This window comes from Vibrio sp. 1CM8B (assembly GCF_023161685.1).
Lineage (GTDB): Bacteria > Pseudomonadota > Gammaproteobacteria > Enterobacterales > Vibrionaceae > Vibrio > Vibrio coralliirubri.
The window spans coordinates 34,017-54,215 of the sequence record NZ_JALNTU010000016.1 but is presented as its reverse complement, the minus strand read 5'-3'; the positions used below and the strand labels follow the sequence as shown (position 1 = coordinate 54,215).

Sequence of the window (20,199 nt, the reverse complement as noted above, 5' to 3'; positions counted from 1 at the left end):
CGTTTTTCTTAATCTGAACCATTAATGAAAAGCAAAGACTGTTCCAACATTGTAATCCATTGAAAAGAATAATGGTGAGAACATATTGGAACAGGGAGCACTAAACCTATCTGGAGATAAGAGAATGAAAAAATGGCTCGTAGTAATGAGTGTCATGTTATTGACCTCATGTGCTTATTCGCCAATCTATAACGGCAAGTCTGAGTATTCAGGCAGTCAGTTTATGTTGATGGATAGCCCTCGTCATACCATGGATTTCTTCGTGGAAAGTATGACCGAAGATCTGATCATTTCGAATACGAGTATCTCAGCAAGAACTCCGATAGCGATTACCTCGTTTGTCGACCTACAACACATGGACACAACGAACTGGCTAGGAAACTCGGTATCAGAAGGTTTCATTCATCAGTTTCAGCGTCGTGGCTTCAAGGTTGTTGATTTTAAAACAACAGGTTCAATTCAAGTGACTCACCAAGGTGACTTCGCGTTAAGCCGCGATTGGAAAGACTTAGCTCAAGAGCAAGACGTACAGTACGTACTGACAGGCACTATGCTGCGCCAAGAAGGCGGTGTGCTTGTTAATGCTCGTGTTGTTGGCATGCAAACTCGCATTGTCGTGGCGACGGCACAAGGCTTCTTGCCTGCAGACCGTATTGGTCGTGACCTAGATACTCTGAACAGTATTCGAACTCAAGATGGCGTTATCATTCGTTCTGACCCAACGATCAGCCAGCCTTATACTGTTATTCTTCGCCCTTAGGAGTTCGAGATGAAGAAGTTAATATTTGTTGTTGCCGCTTTACTGCTTGTTGGCTGTCAGCCACTGCAAAACATGAGGCCAGACGACTACTTGGTTGCCGTTGGCTATGCGAGTATCAGTGAGCAGAAGGGACGTAACGATGAAGAAAGACGTATCCGTGCGATGAGAGCTTCCAAGATCGACGCCTATCGTGAACTTGCTGAACAAGTCTATGGTATGCGAGTGAGTGGTCGCGCAGAGCTGGAAGATCAACGCCTTGGTACAGAACGTACTTCTGGTGCGGTTGATGGTGTAATCCGCGGTGCAGAAGTGGTACGCAGCTACCCAGTGGGTGACAGCTATGTAACAGAGCTTCAGCTTGATATCCGTAAGATGGAACAGCTACGTAATTACGGTGAAGTTCAGCCTGTACCTGAAAAGAGACAACAAACGTTGTTCTAGCCTAATGATCATCTAGTTATAGGATTATCCAGTTATATTGGCTGCTCTCGTTTTCCAGATGGCGTATCGGCAACTAATAACTGATATGAATCATAAGCGGCAAGTATGAAAATACTTGCCGCTTTTTTGTATTTATTAATTCGTTCGGCACATTTACCGATCTAGTAGGAGCTTTGACGGATATCATGCTAAGGATAAGCTGAGACACAGATACAGGTACGAGCAGGAAGGTGACTAAAGATATTATTGAAGACAGGGGGCTTAATTATGCTTTTACGTTGGTTCCCAGCGTAGAAATCGTATGCGTTTGACCACCGGCATTGTAGGTCATGCCAATTTTCCCGTGGCTTTGCTGCATCATATTGCTGAGTTTTTTGAAGCTAAGGTGCGCTCGATTCAAGGCTTCGCCATTCACAAGATTCGCTTGCTGGCAATCGTGCACTATGGACTGGATCTTGGTGACTAACTGAGCGAGTTCAGGGTTCTCGGTCAGTTCTGAGATATTGGTATGGGCTGCGATTCGCTGATCGGTTGATCTTAGTTGTTCAACTAGGACCACTTTTTCTTTGGCGATTCGCTCAATATCGTTTGATTGTCGGCTCGTAATAGCGGTTTTCTCTGAACTTAATAATTCAGATAAGGCTTTGGCATTTTGAAGTTGGAAATTAACTAAATCTGCTAGTGCCGCCATAACGTAAACCTATTTATAACCTCGTGTGCTTTAAGATAATCACCTCAATCAAAAGTGAGTGCTGGCTTAAAGACCTTTTAATTCATCTTCGAACTTGATCATGTTGTCTGCCAGTTTTTCTGGATCGACAGTGTATGAACCGTTCGCAATCGCTTCTTTGATCGCTGCTACTTTCACAGAATCAAAGCTTGGCTGTGCTGCCATATCTTGGTGAAGCTGACCAATCGCTTTGCCTTGTTGGCTCAGTGAAACCGCATCTTTGCTTGCTGGTGATTTAGTTGATACATCAGAGCGTGATGCCTCAGAACTAGAGTCAGAGCGTACTGCTGATCGGTTAGTGGTCGTTAGGGTTTGCCCTGAACGAATATTATCAATGCCTGCCATAGTTAAGCCTTTTTCTTCAAAAATGGGAACCTGTACAGTCAATATCGACCAAGGGTTCCAATACTTTAGCAATTTTTAGCTCAATAGTCGAAAAGGGACCAAACACCGCAGCCGTTATATTTGGCGTTAGAGTTGAGGGTGAAATCGCTAACGATACCGTCAATTTAGAAGTAAAGAGTTAAAAGTAAACCGTGACTTCAGACATGCTGGTAACAATCCCTTCAATTATACGCTGTGATTTATCATTTTTCACTCTTACTTGATCACCCATAGAGCCATCGGTAAGCGCAGTTCCTTTGGTGGTAATGGTCATGCCACCTTTTACTGCCTGTATGATAACCTTCTCGTTTCGGCACACGACACAGATATCACCTCTTTCTACAACATCACCCGGTCTTAGGTTCTTTTTTACCTTAGCGCCGATGACTTGATGTGGAGCTGTGAAACCTTGGCGACGAAACTTGTTAAGAGAAATCATAGCGGTGGTGACATCGTATTGACCGACGATTTCGCCTCTCGCGAGTGAGCGAGTGGTGGTGACAAGGGGCACCGACATCGAAAGGCGAACGGGTACATAAACTCGCCACTCATCAGGAACACATTGCACTAAAACCGTAATACTGCTGCGGGTATTGGTGGTCGTTGAAGCGCTGGTTTCTAAAGGCACAGGGCAGTCTGTCGCTTTGATTCTTGAGTCAACATTTGCTGAATTAACAAAGAGTTCGCCACCTTGTGGCTGCTCTACCGTATCAAGGATATGTTGCTCCGCTGCAGACTGAATCATCTCAATTTGTTCTGGGGTCGCAGCTTGTACAAAAAAACTAAACAAAATTGATAAAATGCCGATAAACTTAGCGACAGTTTTAAAAGTAGCTCTACACATTGCTATGGAAAGAGGTGGCAAATTTGTTTTATAATACGTCATTCCGTTTCTCTGGTGGTTCGTAGCCTGCAGTAGACTAACACTTTTTATACAAAAAAGTTTGATATGGAGATGAGCTCATGACGGGTATTCTTGATTCGGTGAATCAGCGTACGCAACTCGTCGGTCAAAACCGATTAGAATTACTAACCTTTCGCCTAATGGGGCGTCAGCGTTACGGCATTAATGTCTTTAAAGTAAAAGAAGTGCTTCAATGCCCTAAGCTGACAAAGATGCCAAACTTGAACCCACTGGTTAAAGGTGTAGCACACATTCGTGGCCAAACGATCTCTGTGATCGACTTGAGCTTAGCGATTGGTGGCCGTCCTACAACGGATGTTGAAAAGTGTTTTGTGGTTATCTCTGAGTTTAACCGAACCATTCAAGGTTTCTTGGTAAGTTCAGTAGAGCGCATTATTAACATGCACTGGGAATCGATTCTTCCGCCGCCAGATGGCGCAGGTAGAGCTAACTACCTGACAGCGGTAACCAACATTGATAATGAATTGGTGGAAATTCTTGATGTTGAGAAGATCCTTGCAGAAATCTCTCCTGTTGATGAAACAATGGACAGCAAGATTGCTGAAGATATTGCGAAAGTAGAACAAGAGAAAGAACTGGTTCGCCGCATCTTGATTGCTGATGACTCGACCGTTGCTCGCAAGCAGGTTCAGCGTGCTATTGAGTCGATTGGTTTTGAAGTTATCTCGGTGAAGGATGGTAAAGAAGCCTATGAGAAGCTGATGCAGATGTCATCCGAAGGCAGTATTTACGATCAGATTTCATTGGTGATTTCTGATATCGAAATGCCAGAAATGGATGGATACACGCTGACTGCTGAGATTCGTCGTCACGCCGAACTTAAAGATTTATACGTAATTTTACACTCATCATTGAGTGGTGTATTTAACCAAGCCATGGTTGAGCGTGTTGGAGCTAACTCCTTCATCGCTAAATTCAACCCGGATGAGCTTGGTGCAGCGGTAAAAGCTGCGTTAACTAACTAAAAGAGACATTAATGACTGCTATAACAATAAGTGATCAAGAGTATCGCGATTTCAGCCGTTTCTTAGAATCTCAATGTGGCATTGTATTAGGTGACAGCAAGCAGTATTTAGTGCGCAGTCGTCTGAGCCCATTAGTAACGAAGTTTAAGTTAGCTTCGTTATCTGATTTGTTGAGAGATGTAGTAACAGGTCGAAACCGTGAGCTGCGTGTGGCTGCTGTCGATGCCATGACGACGAACGAGACACTTTGGTTCCGTGATACTTACCCGTTTGCTGTGCTTGCGGATAAGCTTCTACCGGAAATAGCGGCAAATAAACGTCCTATTAAGATTTGGTCTGCGGCAAGCTCTTCAGGCCAAGAAGCATACTCAATGGCAATGACGATTCTTGAAACTCAAGCTCGTAAGCCAGGTATGCTGCCAAATGTATCGATTACCGCGACTGACATCTCAGCAAGTATGTTGGATATGTGCCGCACTGGCGCTTACGACAACCTTGCATTGGGACGCGGACTTTCTCCAGAGCGCCGTCGTACTTTCTTTGAAGATGCGGGCGATGGCCGTATGAAAGTGAAAGATAACGTCAAGCGCATGGTGAACTTCCGCCCTCAGAACCTGATGGACAGCTATGCATTGTTAGGCAAGTTCGACATTATTTTCTGTCGTAACGTGCTGATTTACTTCTCACCTGATATGAAATCAAAGGTACTTAACCAGATGGCAAATAGCCTAAACCCTGGTGGTTACTTACTATTGGGTGCGTCTGAATCGTTAACAGGCTTAACCGATCGTTTTGAAATGGTTCGCTGTAATCCAGGCATCATCTACAAATTAAAGTAACGAGCGGCACCCATATTAGGTGTAACGTTACCGTCTAAATTTAAAACCCAGCCAAGTGCTGGGTTTTCTTTTTCCTGCTTAAGCTATATCTTTAAGTCAGAGTGACATTCCAATTTACTCTATTTTTTGGCTTGTATATTGCAAGTTTACCCACGAGTAACCTGTAAAAGCATTGATAGACCGCCTTGTTTTAAAAGTTGGTATATATATTGCTTTGGTTATTTCATAACAGTCAGTTCTTGAGTTGAGGTTTACATGGCTATTTCTTTTGACAATGCTTTGGGCATTCACCAGCACACAGTTGGTGTACGTGAGCGTAACGCTGAGGTGCTTTCCACCAATATCGCGCAAGCAAACACGCCTGGGTATAAAGCAAAGGGATTAGACTTTAAGAAATCACTGCAAGCGGCAAGTTCTGGGGCAAGCATTGGTCTTAGCCGTACAGATGGTCGGCACATTTCTGCCTCAACAACGGTGAACGGGGAAACGAAGTATCGCATTCCTACCCAACCTGATACAGGAGATGGCAACACGGTTGATTTGGATTTGGAAAGAAACCTTTTCATGCAAAACCAAATTAGGCATCAAGCCTCTCTCGACTTCTTAGGAAGTAAGTTCAAGAATTTAACTAAAGCGATTAAAGGGGAATAATTAGATGAGCTTATTTAATGTATTCAATGTGACTGGTTCTGCGATGAGTGCTGAATCTGTTCGTCTAAATACGACCTCGAGCAACCTCGCGAACGCGGACAGTGTAAGTAGTTCTGTTGAAGAAACTTACAAGGCTCGCCACGCAGTGTTCGGCGCTGAGTTAAATCGAGCACGTAACAGTGACCACACTGTGCCTGTGAAAGTACTAGGTATTGTAGAAAGCGATAAGCCGCTGAGCGCGGAGTACAACCCGGATCACCCATTAGCGAACAACGAAGGCTATATCTACAAGCCTAACGTAAACGTTATGGAAGAGATGGCAAACATGATTTCGGCATCACGTGCGTACCAAACGAACGTACAGGTTGCTGACTCGAGTAAACAAATGCTGCTGCGTACGCTGCAGATGGGTCAATAAGGATAAGGAGGTAGCACATGGCTGGAATCAACAACAATGTTGGTCAAAGCGGCTTGTCCTATGTTGACCAGCTGAAGAGTCTTCAAGATGGCGCTAAGAAGCCCGACGAAACAACAGGTAAGCAGGATCTTAAACAAGAAGACTTCTTATCTTTGTTGACTAAGCAACTAGCACAACAAGACCCTTTCAAGCCGGTTAGCAATGACCAGATGATTGCGCAAATGGCTTCATTTGCGACCGTAGATGGCATTGGCAAAATGAATACACAGTTTGAAAGCTTGAATTCATCAATGACCTCTAACCAAGCACTTCAAGCATCCTCTTTGGTTGGCCGTGATGTATTGGTTCCTGGTGCGGCAGGTGTAAAACCCGGTGATGGCGGTATGGCGGCAATGGTTAAGCTTCCTCAGGCAATGGACAATGTAATGGTCCGTGTTGAAAACGAAGTTGGCCAATTGGTTCGCACATTTGATATCGGCTCTAAACCATCTGGTGATACACGTGTTGAATGGGACGGAAAAGACGAAGACGGTAATCCATTGCCGGCCGGTAAATACAACGTGAAAGCGTCGGGTTTGCTGGATGGCGAGAACACAGAGTTCCAAGTTTCCAGTTATGCGAACGTGAACAGTGTGCTTCTTGGTAAGGGCGATGGCAACGTACTACTCAATCTGGCTGGTTTCACATCGCCAGTACGACTTGCTGAAGTACTAGAAGTTGGTAAAGCGTAGCTCTTTATTGAGTGACTATGCTAGCTAGATAGATTAGGAGAATAATGGAATGTCATATGTAGCTTTAAGCGGCCTATCCGCTGCACAATTAGACCTGAATACAACCAGTAACAACATTGCGAACGCAAACACATTCGGCTTTAAAGAGTCTCGTGCCGAGTTCGGTGATGTTTATTCAAGCTCGTTGTTCACTAACGCAAAAACGACGGCAGGTGGCGGTGCGCAAGCTAGCCAAGTGGCGCAACAGTTCCACGAAGGTTCAAGTATTTATACGAACAACCCAATGGACTTACGTGTAAGTGGTACAGGTTTCTTTGCAGTATCGAAAGACCGCATGGTGCCAGAGATTAACGAATTAACGCGTAATGGTGCATTTCACCTAAACAAAGACAACTACATGGTTACCGCTAACGATGAGTTTCTGTTAGGTTACGATGTTGATCCAAACTCGGGTGAAGTTCTTTCTTATGCGCCAAAGCCTCTCGACATTCCTGCTGAGTTTGGTAAACCAAAACAGACAGAAAACATTGAAGTAGGGGTTAACCTTCCTGCAAACGGTGATCTTAAAGACCCGGCTGCATTTAACTTCAAAGATGCTGATACTTATAACCGTGCAACGTCTTCGACGGTATACGATTCTATGGGTCAGTCTTACAAGTTAACGACTTACTACCTCAAAGATCAGACTCAACCAAACACTTGGCAAACGTACTACACCATGTCAGATGAGAACGGTGAAAAGCCGGTCAACATTACTGGTGGTGATGCGACGAATGCACAAGGTCATGTTGGTCACACAATGAAGTTCAACAATGACGGTACGTTAGCAAGCCTGAACAATGGTCAACCGATTAACTCGGAACCACTGGGTGCTGGCGCGAACCCAATTGACTTGAACGGTGCTGATCCAACTCAAGTGCTTAAGTTTGGTCTAGATTCTTCAACTCAGTTTGCTGCTCCGTTTGAATTGACTAAGTTTGATGAAGATGGCGCGACAACAGGTTTCTTAACCAAAATCGATTTCGATGAGTACGGCAGTGTTTTAGGTACTTACTCAAATGGTGAAAACGTGATGCTTGGCCGTGTAGGCTTGGTTCGTGTACCAAATGAGCAAGGTCTGGATAAGAAAGGCGGTACTCAATGGGATTCTACCAACGACTCTGGTGACAAGATCTGGGGTGAATCGAACAAAGGTTCATTTGGTAGCATCAACAACGGTTCGCTAGAGCAGTCGAACATCGATATGACTCAAGAACTGGTTGATTTGATTTCTGCTCAACGTAACTTCCAAGCGAACTCGCGTTCTCTAGAAGTACACAACCAACTACAACAGAATATTCTTCAGATTCGTTAATCGTTTCGAGCGTTTGAATCATCTGCGAATACCCAATTCAATGTTATTGAATTGGGTATTGTTGTTTGTCTTCTTATTTGCCGCCCCTATTGCCGCACGGTAATGCCACTGGCAACAATTCTTCCTGAATGATCCTTTAATGATCACCCCTCTTTGTTCATTTTCTATTTAAATTATTGATAAATAACAGTTAAAAATATTGGCACAGTGTTTGCTTTATAAGCTCTAGAAGATGATTTTTTGGAGCAAAATTATGGATCGCGCACTGTTTCTTGCCATGAGTGGCGCAAAGCAAAATATGCAGGCTTTGCAGCTACGTGCAAACAACCTTGCCAACGTAAGTACAACGGGTTTCCGTGCTGATTTAGCACAAGCACGTTCAATGCAAGCGTATGGTGAAGGCATGCCTACTCGTGTTTTCAGCATGACAGAGCGTCCTGGTCATAATTTTGCGCAAGGTAGTGTGGTTACCACTGGCCGAGATCTCGATGTTACCGTTCAAGGTGATGGCTGGATTTCAGTTATGGATAACACCGGCCGCGAAGGTTTAACGCGTAACGGTAACCTTAAGGTTGACCAAAACGGTTTGCTAACCAATGCAAGTGGCCATTTGGTGCTAGGTGAAAACGATGCGCCAATCACGCTGCCCATCCCAATCAGTAAAGTAGAAATTGGCACTGACGGTACGATTTCGGTGATTCCTCAAGGCGCTCCAGCTGAAGAATTGGCCGTCGTTGACCGTATTAAGCTTGTGCGTCCAGACAATCAAAGTTTGTTTAAAGACACGAATGGTCTATTCCGTTCGAAAAACCCAGATCAGGCATACGAAGCAGATGCAGCGGTAACGTTGCTAAAAGGTGCTATCGAAGGCAGTAACGTAAATGCCGTAGGTGAAATGACCAGCTTAATTGACTTACAACGTCAATTTGAAATGCAGGTCAAGATGATGAGCACAGCAGAGGAAATGGACAAGTCGTCTGATTCACTGCTTCGTATGAGCTAATAGAATTTAAAGGACATTGCTATGCATCCAGCATTATGGGTAAGTAAAACGGGTTTAGACGCCCAACAAACCAATATCTCAACGATTTCGAACAACCTTGCCAACGCCTCGACCATTGGTTTTAAAAAGAGCCGCGCGGTATTTGAAGACCTGTTCTACCAGAATATTAATCAACCGGGTGGTCAATCGTCTCAGAATACTGAGCTGCCAAGTGGTTTGATGCTGGGTGCCGGTTCTAAGGTAGTTGCAACTCAAAAAGTGCACACTCACGGTAACGCACAAACGACATCTAACAGCCTAGACATGATGATTGAAGGCGACGGTTTCTTCCAAGTTGAAATGCCAGACGGTGAAACAGGTTACAGCCGCAATGGTCAGTTCACACTGAACGGTGAAGGCGCGATCGTAACGTCGGGTCAAGGTTATCCTCTACAACCAGAAATCGTGATTCCTGAAGACGCGATCTCGGTAACGGTTGGTAACGACGGTGAAGTATCAGTTCGTCTACGTGGTGAGCAAAACAACGTCGTGGTTGGTCAAATTACCATTACTGACTTTGTAAACCCGGGTGGTCTAGAGCCAGTAGGTCAAAACCTTTACTTGCCAACTGGCGCGAGTGGCGACCCACAAGAGGGTGTACCGGGTTTTGATGGCCTAGGTAACATCCGCCAATCGATGCTAGAAACATCGAACGTAAACGTAACCGAAGAGCTAGTGAATATGATCGAAGCTCAACGTGTTTACGAAATGAACTCGAAAGTTATCTCGTCAGTAGACAAGATGATGAGCTTTGTTAACCAACAGCTGTAATTGGTTTATTCGCCGTTTACTTTTTTAATTAATCGATCTGTTTCTGCAAATTGATCCATTTACCACTGTCTGCTGAGAGTATATCGCCATGAAACGTATTTTTTGTTTAGCTTTGTTTATGTCTATGTCGGGCTGTGCTGTGCTGGACCCGATCGAGACTCCGGCAGAAGAAAATGCAACCACAGTGGTTGATGCTGTGGAAGGTGATAAGTCGGCGCAAGAGAGCTCAGGCATTATCGACACGCTTCGTGGTAGAACCGATCCAATTGCTGGTGACCCAGCATGGGCGCCAATCAACCCAAAGCAGAAACCAGAGCATTACGCAGCGGCAACGGGCTCACTGTTTAATGTGAACCACATTGGCAGCATGTATGACGACTCAAAGCCTCGTGGTATTGGTGACATAATTACAGTAGCGCTAGATGAGAATACTAAAGCGACCAAAAAAGCCAATGCAGACATGTCTAAGTCTAACGATGCATCGATGGAGCCACTGGCTGTTGGTGGTCAAGAGCTGACGATCGACAAGTACAACTTCTCTTATGACCTGAGCAACACCAATACCTTTGCGGGTGATGCGTCAGCCAACCAAAGTAACAGTATCAGCGGTTACATTACCGTTGAAGTCATCGAAGTATTAGCCAATGGTAACCTAGTGGTTCGTGGTGAGAAGTGGATGACACTGAACACGGGCGATGAGTACATCCGCCTAAGCGGCACCATCCGTCCAGACGATATTGACTTTGAAAATACCATCGCTTCAAACCGTGTTTCTAACGCGCGAATTCAGTACTCAGGGACTGGCGTACAGAAAGATATGCAAGAGCCTGGATTCTTGGCACGATTCTTTAATGTATCACTGTAGAGCTTGAGAGGGTGTCGACATACTGACAGCCTCTACCACGCAGCTATATTTAGCTAAGCTATTATAAATTAAAGCAATACAGACAGGTTACTCAATGAAAAAACTAACACTCGTACTATTCGGCATGCTATTTCTTGCCACCAGTGCCCATGCTGCGCGCATCAAAGATGTGGCAAAAGTGGCGGGTGTTCGTAGTAACCAACTTGTCGGTTATGGTTTGGTGACAGGTTTGCCGGGTACAGGTGAGACAACTCCCTTTACCGATCAAACGTTTAACGCGATGCTGCAAAATTTTGGCATTCAATTGCCGCCCGGCACCAAGCCAAAAACCAAAAACGTAGCGGCAGTAATTGTTACCGCGGAACTTCCGGCATTCTCTAAGCAAGGTCAGGAAGTTGACGTAACCGTTTCTTCTATCGGTTCGGCAAAAAGCTTACGTGGCGGTACTCTGCTACAAACCTTCCTCAAAGGTCTAGACGGTCAGGTGTACGCGGTCGCACAAGGTAACTTGGTAGTAAGCGGCTTTAGCGCACAAGGTAACGACGGTTCTAAGATTGTCGGTAACAACCCTAACGTGGGTATCATCTCTAGCGGTGCAACAGTAGAACAAGAGATCCCAACCCCATTCGGCCGTGGCGACTACATCACCTTTAACCTAATTCAATCTGATTTCACAACGGCTCAGCGTTTGGCTGATGCGGTTAACAACTTCCTAGGTCCACAGATGGCGTCTGCGGTAGACGCGACGTCTGTAAAAGTTCGCGCTCCTCGAGAAATCAGCCAGCGCGTGGCTTTCTTGTCGGCAATCGAAAACATCGAATTTGATCCTGCAGAGGGTTCTGCAAAAATCATTGTTAACTCTCGTACCGGTACCATTGTGGTAGGTAAGCATGTTCGTCTAAGAGCAGCCGCGGTCACCCACGGTGGTATGACGGTTGCAATCAAAGAAAACTTAAACGTAAGCCAACCGAATGCATTCTCTGGTGGCCAAACGGTAGTGGTTCCTGATTCTGATATCGAAATCACGGAAGGCGATGGCAAGATGTTCAAATTTGAACCTGGCCTAACGCTGGACGATTTGGTCCGCGCAGTCAATGAAGTGGGCGCTGCACCTTCTGATTTAATGGCAATCCTTCAAGCACTGAAACAAGCGGGTGCGATTGAAGGTCAGTTGATCATTATCTAAGGGGGCAAAGCATGATTAAGAATAACAATGATATCGGCTTTATTCACGATATCGGCAGTCTAGACCGCCTTCGTCAACAAGCGGTAAACGGTGAAGAAGGCAGCGAGAAAGAAGCATTAACCGCTGCGGCAAAACAGTTTGAATCGATTTTCACCTCGATGTTGTTTAAGTCAATGCGCGATGCGAACTCGAGCTTTAAGTCGGATATGCTGAACAGCCAGAATGAGCAGTTTTATCGTCAGATGCAAGATGACCAAATGGCGAGCGAACTCAGTGCATCAGGTTCGCTCGGTCTTGCGGACATGATTGTTGCTCAGTTAAGCGCTGGCCAAGCAAGCGACGCCTCTGAAGAGAAGGTTCGCAGTGAGGGCTTTGATGCTTCATTGCAAAGACCGCAATATTCAGGCCGTTCGGAAGAGCGAGTGTCAGACGTTCAATCTGCCCAAGTTGCGTCTAAAGCAAAACAGCCAGTATCCTTTGATTCTCCAGAATCGTTTGTGACTTCAATGAAGCCTTACGCTGAAAAAGCGGCAAGTGCACTTGGTGTGGACTCGTCTCTACTATTGGCACAAGCTGCCCTTGAGACGGGTTGGGGTTCTAAAATGGTTAAGAACTCTTTGGGTAACAGTAATAACCTATTCAACATCAAAGCAGACAGAAGCTGGAAAGGTGATAAGGTTGCTACGCAGACACTTGAGTTCCATGGCAAAACAGCCGTTAAAGAGTCGGCTTCTTTCCGTTCTTACTCAAACTTTGAAGATAGCTTTAACGACTATGTGAAGTTCTTGAACGAAAACCCAAGATACGAAACGGCATTGCAGCATCAAGGCAACTCAGAGAATTTCATCAAAGGTATTCACCAAGCAGGTTACGCAACCGACCCTAACTATGCAGACAAGGTTTTGCGAGTTAAAGCCAAGATTGACGAGATGAACTAGCGTTATTGAATGTACTCGAGAGCTTGCCATTGGCAGGCTCTTTTCTTATCTGCCACCTCAAAGTTTGCTGCGAAGCCCTTAGTTATCTCCTTACACTTCAATAAATTATTGTCTTTTAGCTTTCCGTCATCTCTATTGGCACATATATTGCTTTTTAAACTGGTAGTTAATCAGTTTATCCTGATTTTGTTAAGTTTTTTGGGGGCATTATGGCGTCGGATCTTCTGAATGTAGGGGCACAAAGTGTTCTTACTGCTCAGAGACAGCTAAACACCACAGGTCATAACATTTCTAACGCCAACACAGAGGGCTATAGCCGCCAATCTGTGATTCAAGGTGTGAATGACCCGCGTCAATACGGTGGCCAAAGCTACGGTATGGGTGTGCATGTGGAAAATGTTCGCCGCTCTTGGGACCAATTTGCCGTCAACGAACTTAACTTATCGACAACCAATGCCGCCAATAAAGGCGACACCGAAGCTAACCTCGATATGCTGTCGAGTATGTTGTCATCGGTTGCTTCGAAGAAGATTCCAGAAAACCTCAATGAATGGTTTGATTCGGTTAAAACATTAGCCGATACACCGAATGATGTCGGTGCTCGAAAAGTTGTACTAGAGAAGGCTGGACTACTCAGCAAGACGTTAAATGAATTTCATGAAACGGTGCGTCAACAGTCTGATTCTACGAATAAAAAATTAGATATGGGTATCGAGCGAGTTAACCAACTTGCGTACGAGATCCGTGATGTTCAGCGTTTAATGATGCGAACTCCTGGGCCTCATAATGACCTACGAGATCAACACGAAAAGCTGATTAATGAGCTTTCTGGTTACACCAAAGTCACGGTGACACCACGCTCAAATGCCGAAGGGTTTAATGTCCATATTGGTAATGGCCACACCTTGGTCTCTGGTAGTGAAGCGAGTCAACTGAAGATGGTTGATGGCTTACCCGATGCACATCAGCGTCGCCTAGCAATTGTTGAAGGTAAGTCTTTAAAACCGATCACCAGCAGTGATATCGACGGAAAAATCGGCGCCATGCTAGACATGCGTGACGAACATATCCCAGCAATCATGGATGAGCTTGGTCGTTTGGCGACCGCGTTTTCATATGAGGTCAATAGTCTTCAAGAACAAGGTTTGGATCTTAACGGCAACGTAGGTAAGGACTTGTTTACCGACGTGAACTCAGAGCTGGTGGCAAAATCTCGTGTCACGGCTAGCGGGCAATCGAAAGCAGATGTTGCGGTATACATTGATGATACCTCTGCCTTAAAAGGCGGTGAGTATGGCCTGAAATACGATGGCAGTGACTATGTCGTGACTAAGCCGAACGGTGAGACCGTTAAGATGGCGACCGACTCTAGCGGTAGTGCTTTTTATCTTGATGGCATGCGAGTGGAAGTACGTAACCCTCCAGAACTAGGAGAGAAGCTGTTACTGCGTCCAACGCGCAATTTTGCTGCTCAAATACAGATGGAAACCAAAGACCCGAAAGACATTGCTGCGCAAAGTTATGAGGCATCGACCACGTTTGCCAAGGGTACTGCTGGTTTCAAAATTCTAGAAGCAGGTCAACTGCGTGAGTTTGAAGTGATTGTCTCACCAAAAGGTGAGCAGTTTGCTGTGACGGATCCGAAGGGTAACATTTTAATGCAGCCTCAACCGTATCCGCCACAAGGGCCAGTGACCATCAACGGCACAACGTTTGAGCTCACACCCGGCGCGGTGGCAAACGATAAGTTTACGGCAAACCTTGTCCCATCAGAAGGTGACAACGGTAACCTGCGTAAGCTGCAAGATCTTCAAACAGGAAAGCTGTTGAATGATGGTGAGTCTACGATTTTAGACCTTTACCACAACTTGAATACTAATACGGGCTTGAAGTCTTCAACGGCAAATCGCCTGAGTGATATTGCGACGTTAGAAAAACAGTCAGCTCAAGAACGTATAGCTTCTATCTCGGGAGTAAACCTCGATGAAGAAGCGGCAAATATGATGAAATTTCAGCAAGCGTATATGGCTTCTTCACGCATCATGCAAGCAGCCAACGATACGTTTAACACTATTTTGGCTCTGAGATAGGAAGGTATAAATGTTGAATCGTATCTCTAGCTTCCATAATTATCAGTCGGTACAAAATGACTTGCGCCGTCAAGAGAACAAGGTGCATCACAACCAAGCGCAACTTGCTTCGGGTAAGAAGTTACAGTCGCCAAGTGATGACCCATTAGCGACGCACTATTTACAGAACATTGGTCAGCAGTCAGAACAGCTTAAACAGTATGTAGATGCGATTACTCTAGTCAGAAACCGTCTTGAGCATCATGAGGTATTGGTTTCTAACACTGAAGGCTTTGCTGATGAAGCAAAACGAACCGTGATGGAAATGATCAACGGTGCGCTTTCTCCAGAAGACCGTTTAGCTAAGAAGCGTGAAATTCAAGAACTGGCGAATAACTTCCTGCATTTAGCCAACTCTCAAGATGAGTCGGGTAACTACACATTTGCGGGTACTAAACCAAAGAATCAGCCTTTCTTTCGAGATAATCAAGGGAACGTGACTTATCAAGGTGATGACTACCAACGCAAGATGCGTGTGGCAAGCAGCTTTGAAATGGCGATGAATGATCCGGGCAGCAAGATGTTTATGGAAATAGACAACCCGTTCGGTGATTATGAACCTCAATACGAGCTTGAACCTGCTTCTGAATTACTTTTGGAACGTGCGACGAACTCAGCTGAAGATGGGTCAACGTATAAAGTGACGTTCGTTGATATGCAGACAGGAAATTATGCTTATCAACTTGAAAAAGATGGCGCAGTGGTCGCCGCGGAAGATTTTGATCCTTCGACAGGCATTGTCTACGAAGGGCTGAATATTCAACTTAAAGGCCAGATCACGAAAGGTGATTCGATCACCTTAGAACCACGAGAGACTTTCTCTATCTTTGATACGTTTAAAGAAGCCGCTGAACAGGCTGAAAATCCAGTATCGGATGCATCGGCGACGGCGAAATTGCATCAAGTAACTGAAGAGTTCCATGCCGCGTTTATTCATTTAACCAAGGCAAGAACCGATGTTGGTGCACGTTTAAGTACTCTGGATATTCAAGAGCAGCAACATGAAGATTTTAAGTTGTCTTTAGCAAAAGCAAAAAGCAACTTTGAAGACTTGGATTATTCGAAAGCGATCATTGAGTTCAATGAAAACTCTCGAGCACTACAAGCTTCTCAACAAGCGTTTGGCAAAACCAAAGACCTGACCTTGTTTAACTATATTTAATGATCAATCGGTATTTAATGGTGGCTTGTCGATCACCATGGCGTTGATTCCTTGCCGTATGTGCTATGCCATACGTGCGAACGACGCCACAGTTTGCCGCTTTTTTGTACGAAGCATGATGTTTCTAGAATAGCGGCAAAAAACGGCAATAAGGAAGGTGAATGTTTTTCATCTTCCAATAGTAGAAAATAATAATTGCGCAGTATTGTTTGTAAGTTTTTGATTTTTAGATAATTAAAAAATTATTTATATGATATTAAACTTGGCATACAACTTGTATCTGTGTTGGTTATAAATGATTAATACAGATCTTAAACCTTGTATAGGGTTTATCGAGTAATACACGGTCAGTGCTTATCCATATGAGAGTAAAGCTGGCCGCTTCGCAGAAACTTTGCGAACTCATAAGGAGAGCAAAATGGCTATCAATGTAAGCACGAACGTATCTGCTATGACAGCACAGCGTTACCTGAATAAAGCATCTAATGACTTAGCGACTTCTATGGAGCGTTTGTCATCGGGTCATAAGATCAACAGCGCAAAAGATGATGCAGCGGGTCTGCAAATCTCGAACCGTTTAACGGCTCAATCTCGTGGTCTTGATGTAGCAATGCGTAATGCCAATGACGGTATTTCAATTGCTCAAACCGCTGAAGGCGCGATGAACGAATCAACCAACGTATTACAACGTATGCGTGACCTAGCGATTCAATCATCAAACGGTACTAACTCTCCGGCAGAGCGCACGGCACTGAACGAAGAGTCTATGGCACTTCAAGATGAGCTTAACCGAATCGCTGAGACAACGTCTTTTGGTGGCCGTCGTCTATTGAACGGTTCATTTGGTGAAGCATCGTTCCAGATTGGTTCTAATTCTGGTGAAGCGATGATCATGGCTCTGACGAGCATTCGTGCCGATGACTTCCGCATGGGTGGTACAACGTTTGATTCTGAAAACGGCAAAGACAAGAGCTGGGAAGTGCCTGCACAAGCTCGCGATCTTAAGTTCGAATTCAAAACTAAAGCGGGTGAAGACATCGTTTTAGATATCAATACCAAAGCGGGCGATGATATCGAAGAGCTTGCGACTTACATTAATGGTCAGTCTGACCTTGTGAACGCATCGGTTACTGATGATGGTCGTATTCAACTGTTCGTTGCTGAACCTGACCTTGAAGGTGCAATGTCTATCTCTGGTGGTCTAGCGTCTGAGCTAGGTATTAAGAGTGAAGGCCGCGCAACCTCTGTTCAAGATGTTAGCTTAACCAGCGTTGCGGGTTCACAGAACGCGATCAGCGTGATTGATTCTGCAATGAAGTACGTGGATTCACAGCGTGCTGATTTGGGTGCAAAACAGAACCGTCTAAGCCACAGTATTAATAACTTGGCAAACGTACAAGAGAACGTAGACGCTTCAAACAGCCGAATCAAAGATACGGACTTTGCGAAAGAGACGACGCAAATGACCAAATCACAAATTCTGCAACAAGCAGGTACTTCAATACTTGCTCAAGCAAAACAGTTGCCTAACTCTGCGATGTCACTATTGCAATAGTTATTGGTTGAACTTGCTGCTCGTGTTCAGACGTGAGCCATGCAGCAAGGGAAACTGGCAAGCATACTTACTATTGAGTGTTTAGCTCTCTCATCTCTCACCTGCTATCCATTTTTACAGTAAGAATGCAACGGCAAGTCGGAAATGTGTTCATTTCTCGATGATCTCCACACAGGCTCTGACGCGCCAACTAGCCCCGGTTCTCTCAAAGGAAAAGGGGCTTTTTCCTTTCTGTATTTCTTGTTTTTTCTATTTACTTTCCTGCGAATTTTCTAGCTCTCCCTTTCTCAAATCTCTATTTGACGGTTCTTCTTCACGACAAATAATGTCATCTATTACACAAGATCTGCCTAAGCCAGAGATTTTTGGCAATTGATCATTTCTCCACCTTGAGCCATTTAGACGGCGGTTCGTACGCTTTCTGAACAGATCAAGATCTTTTCCCAATTGAAATCTATCGCTGTATTAGAAAGTGATAAAAATTAAGTTGTTGATAAATATTAAATTAATAATTTTTTTGTGGTTTTTTGAAAGTTTTTCTAAAGCTTCTGATTTTCGCGCCGTTATTAAAAGTAACTTTGAGAGAACTACTTGGTTTTCCGAGACGTCGGAAACCGCTATACCGGAAAATCAATTGGAGAAATCACCATGGCAGTGAATGTAAATACAAACGTTTCAGCGATGACAGCGCAACGTTACCTAAACAACGCAAACAGCGCGCAACAAACATCAATGGAGCGTCTAGCTTCAGGCTCAAAAATCAACAGCGCAAAAGATGACGCTGCGGGCCTACAAATCTCGAACCGTTTGAACGTTCAGAGCCGCGGCCTTGATGTTGCTGTACGTAACGCGAACGACGGTATCTCAATTGCACAAACTGCTGAAGGTGCAATGAACGAGACAACCAACATCCTGCAACGTATGCGTGATTTGTCTCTACAATCTTCAAACGGCTCAAACTCAAAATCTGAGCGTGTAGCGATTCAAGAAGAAGTAACAGCACTGAACGACGAACTAAACCGTATCGCGGAAACAACGTCTTTTGGTGGTAACAAGCTGCTTAACGGTACTCATGGTACTAAATCATTCCAAATCGGTGCGGACAACGGTGAAGCGGTAATGCTTCAACTGAAAGACATGCGCTCTGATAACGCTCAGATGGGTGGTAAGAGCTACCAAACTGAGAACGCGAAAGATAAAGATTGGAACGTTCAAGCAGGCTCTAACGACCTAAAAATGTCGTTCACTGATAACTTCGGTCAAGCACAAGAAATCGACATCAGCGCAAAAGCGGGTGACGACATCGAAGAGCTAGCAACGTACATCAACGGTCAACAAGACTCTGTTAAAGCGTCTGTAACTGAAGACGGTAAGCTACAAATGTTTACTGGTAACAACAAAGTTGAAGGCGAAGTGGCATTCTCTGGCAGCCTTGCTGGCGAACTAGGCATGCAACCTGGCAAAGACGTAACGGTTGATACTATCGACGTAACATCAGTTGGCGGCGCACAAGAGTCTGTAGCTATTATCGATGCGGCACTTAAGTATGTAGATAGCCACCGTGCTGAGCTAGGTGCTTTCCAAAACCGTTTCGACCACGCTATCAGCAACTTAGACAACATTAACGAGAACGTTAACGCATCTAAGAGCCGTATTAAAGATACCGATTTCGCGAAAGAAACGACTCAGATGACTAAGTCTCAGATCCTTTCTCAAGCTTCAAGCTCGATCCTTGCTCAAGCGAAGCAAGCTCCGAACTCGGCACTTAGCCTGCTAGGTTAATCGATTGAAAGGTCACGTTGACCCTAGTGTTAACGTAGGACCTCCACAAATTAGCTCGTGGTGAGAGATGAGCGCTAAACAAACCCAGCTTCGGCTGGGTTTTTTATTGCCCGTTATTTGGCGAGTATGTATTTAGAAAAGTGCAATGTTGGTAGGCAGGAGCAAAAGCGAGATTCCCTATCGCGTTCGTTCCTCACTGTAGGGAATGACGGTGTGAAAATAACTAAAATAGTAATTCGTCATTCCAGAACTGAGTAGAACGAGGTATCAGGAATCTAGTTTTTCGATGAAGTGGCTTCTTTAGTTTTTGTTTACCACGGTCAGAAATGAAGAGCTATCTATAAGTCGGTTAGGGTAATTAACCGTCATCCCAGAACCGAGTAGAACGAGGTATCAGGAATCTAGTTTTTTGAGGAAGGAGTTTGTTTCGTTCTTATCTACCACTGTAAGGAATGAAGAGTGAAGCATAAGCCGGTGAGGGAATTAACCGTCATCCCAGAACTGAGCAGAATGAGATATCAGGGATCTGCTTTGGTTTTTATGTGCAAGGCGACACTTATCAATGAGCGAG

Annotated in this window: 20 protein-coding genes; 17 read left to right on the top strand and 3 right to left on the bottom strand. The window is 44.7% G+C overall.

Annotated features, from left to right (window positions below; all coding sequences use genetic code 11):
* Positions 1 to 124 precede the first annotated feature (124 nt).
* Both MSG36_RS21215 and flgP read left to right on the top strand, forming a co-directional pair.
* Positions 125 to 760 carry a FlgO family outer membrane protein gene (locus MSG36_RS21215; RefSeq protein ID WP_017064137.1) on the top strand — a complete coding sequence of 212 codons (636 nt, stop codon included), beginning with the start codon at positions 125 to 127 and terminating at the stop codon, positions 758 to 760.
* Between the two features lie 9 nt (positions 761 to 769).
* Positions 770 to 1,201 carry a flagellar assembly lipoprotein FlgP gene (flgP, locus tag MSG36_RS21210; protein WP_017062265.1) on the top strand — a complete coding sequence of 144 codons (432 nt, stop codon included), beginning with the start codon at positions 770 to 772 and terminating at the stop codon, positions 1,199 to 1,201.
* Between the two features lie 265 nt (positions 1,202 to 1,466).
* Here the strand turns inward: flgP and flgN are convergent, their stop codons facing one another.
* The 3 genes from flgN to flgA form a co-directional block, all read right to left on the bottom strand.
* Complete coding sequence (gene flgN / locus MSG36_RS21205; RefSeq protein WP_017064136.1) at positions 1,467 to 1,892, bottom strand: flagellar export chaperone FlgN; 426 nt, start codon at positions 1,890 to 1,892, stop codon at positions 1,467 to 1,469.
* A 66-nt stretch (positions 1,893 to 1,958) separates the two neighbouring features.
* The gene (flgM, locus tag MSG36_RS21200) at positions 1,959 to 2,276 is read right to left on the bottom strand and encodes a flagellar biosynthesis anti-sigma factor FlgM (protein WP_017062263.1); all 318 of its coding nucleotides are present in this window, start codon (positions 2,274 to 2,276) and stop codon (positions 1,959 to 1,961) included.
* A gap of 178 nt (positions 2,277 to 2,454) precedes the next feature.
* Positions 2,455 to 3,201 carry a flagellar basal body P-ring formation chaperone FlgA gene (gene flgA, locus MSG36_RS21195; RefSeq protein WP_017064135.1) on the bottom strand — a complete coding sequence of 249 codons (747 nt, stop codon included), beginning with the start codon at positions 3,199 to 3,201 and terminating at the stop codon, positions 2,455 to 2,457.
* Between the two features lie 77 nt (positions 3,202 to 3,278).
* Between flgA and MSG36_RS21190 the strand changes: the two genes are divergently transcribed.
* The 15 genes from MSG36_RS21190 (at position 3,279) to MSG36_RS21120 (ending at position 19,628) form a co-directional block, all read left to right on the top strand.
* The gene (locus MSG36_RS21190) at positions 3,279 to 4,205 is read left to right on the top strand and encodes a chemotaxis protein CheV (protein ID WP_019825285.1); all 927 of its coding nucleotides are present in this window, start codon (positions 3,279 to 3,281) and stop codon (positions 4,203 to 4,205) included.
* A gap of 11 nt (positions 4,206 to 4,216) precedes the next feature.
* On the top strand, positions 4,217 to 5,044 hold the full coding sequence (locus MSG36_RS21185; protein WP_004736174.1) for a protein-glutamate O-methyltransferase: 828 nt from the start codon (positions 4,217 to 4,219) through the stop codon (positions 5,042 to 5,044).
* A 255-nt stretch (positions 5,045 to 5,299) separates the two neighbouring features.
* Positions 5,300 to 5,695, top strand: coding sequence for a flagellar basal body rod protein FlgB (gene flgB / locus MSG36_RS21180; RefSeq protein ID WP_004736175.1), 396 nt, complete (start codon positions 5,300 to 5,302; stop codon positions 5,693 to 5,695).
* Between the two features lie 4 nt (positions 5,696 to 5,699).
* A complete protein-coding gene (flgC, locus tag MSG36_RS21175) occupies positions 5,700 to 6,113 on the top strand; it encodes a flagellar basal body rod protein FlgC (RefSeq protein ID WP_172380368.1) in 414 nt (137 codons plus the stop codon).
* Positions 6,114 to 6,130: 17 nt separating this feature from the next.
* Positions 6,131 to 6,844 carry a flagellar hook assembly protein FlgD gene (gene flgD, locus MSG36_RS21170; RefSeq protein WP_010439286.1) on the top strand — a complete coding sequence of 238 codons (714 nt, stop codon included), beginning with the start codon at positions 6,131 to 6,133 and terminating at the stop codon, positions 6,842 to 6,844.
* Positions 6,845 to 6,893: 49 nt separating this feature from the next.
* Positions 6,894 to 8,198 (top strand): flagellar hook protein FlgE, encoded by a 1,305-nt coding sequence (flgE, locus tag MSG36_RS21165; RefSeq protein WP_017062260.1) that lies wholly within the window; start codon positions 6,894 to 6,896, stop codon positions 8,196 to 8,198.
* 253 nt (positions 8,199 to 8,451) lie between these two features.
* Positions 8,452 to 9,201, top strand: coding sequence for a flagellar basal body rod protein FlgF (locus tag MSG36_RS21160; protein ID WP_019825277.1), 750 nt, complete (start codon positions 8,452 to 8,454; stop codon positions 9,199 to 9,201).
* A gap of 21 nt (positions 9,202 to 9,222) precedes the next feature.
* Positions 9,223 to 10,011, top strand: a complete 789-nt coding sequence (gene flgG, locus MSG36_RS21155; RefSeq protein WP_017062259.1) for a flagellar basal-body rod protein FlgG — start codon at positions 9,223 to 9,225, stop codon at positions 10,009 to 10,011.
* 88 nt (positions 10,012 to 10,099) lie between these two features.
* Positions 10,100 to 10,876, top strand: coding sequence for a flagellar basal body L-ring protein FlgH (gene flgH, locus MSG36_RS21150; RefSeq protein WP_048609565.1), 777 nt, complete (start codon positions 10,100 to 10,102; stop codon positions 10,874 to 10,876).
* Between the two features lie 94 nt (positions 10,877 to 10,970).
* The gene (locus tag MSG36_RS21145; RefSeq protein WP_017076828.1) at positions 10,971 to 12,062 is read left to right on the top strand and encodes a flagellar basal body P-ring protein FlgI; all 1,092 of its coding nucleotides are present in this window, start codon (positions 10,971 to 10,973) and stop codon (positions 12,060 to 12,062) included.
* Between the two features lie 11 nt (positions 12,063 to 12,073).
* Positions 12,074 to 13,000: a flagellar assembly peptidoglycan hydrolase FlgJ gene (flgJ, locus tag MSG36_RS21140; protein ID WP_052879740.1), complete on the top strand. Its 927-nt coding sequence runs from the start codon at positions 12,074 to 12,076 to the stop codon at positions 12,998 to 13,000.
* A 209-nt stretch (positions 13,001 to 13,209) separates the two neighbouring features.
* The gene (gene flgK / locus MSG36_RS21135) at positions 13,210 to 15,090 is read left to right on the top strand and encodes a flagellar hook-associated protein FlgK (RefSeq protein WP_048609562.1); all 1,881 of its coding nucleotides are present in this window, start codon (positions 13,210 to 13,212) and stop codon (positions 15,088 to 15,090) included.
* 10 nt (positions 15,091 to 15,100) lie between these two features.
* On the top strand, positions 15,101 to 16,291 hold the full coding sequence (gene flgL / locus MSG36_RS21130) for a flagellar hook-associated protein FlgL (RefSeq protein WP_248369606.1): 1,191 nt from the start codon (positions 15,101 to 15,103) through the stop codon (positions 16,289 to 16,291).
* Between the two features lie 418 nt (positions 16,292 to 16,709).
* Positions 16,710 to 17,846, top strand: coding sequence for a flagellin (locus tag MSG36_RS21125; RefSeq protein WP_048615757.1), 1,137 nt, complete (start codon positions 16,710 to 16,712; stop codon positions 17,844 to 17,846).
* A gap of 648 nt (positions 17,847 to 18,494) precedes the next feature.
* A complete protein-coding gene (locus tag MSG36_RS21120; protein ID WP_048616124.1) occupies positions 18,495 to 19,628 on the top strand; it encodes a flagellin in 1,134 nt (377 codons plus the stop codon).
* Positions 19,629 to 20,199 lie beyond the last annotated feature (571 nt).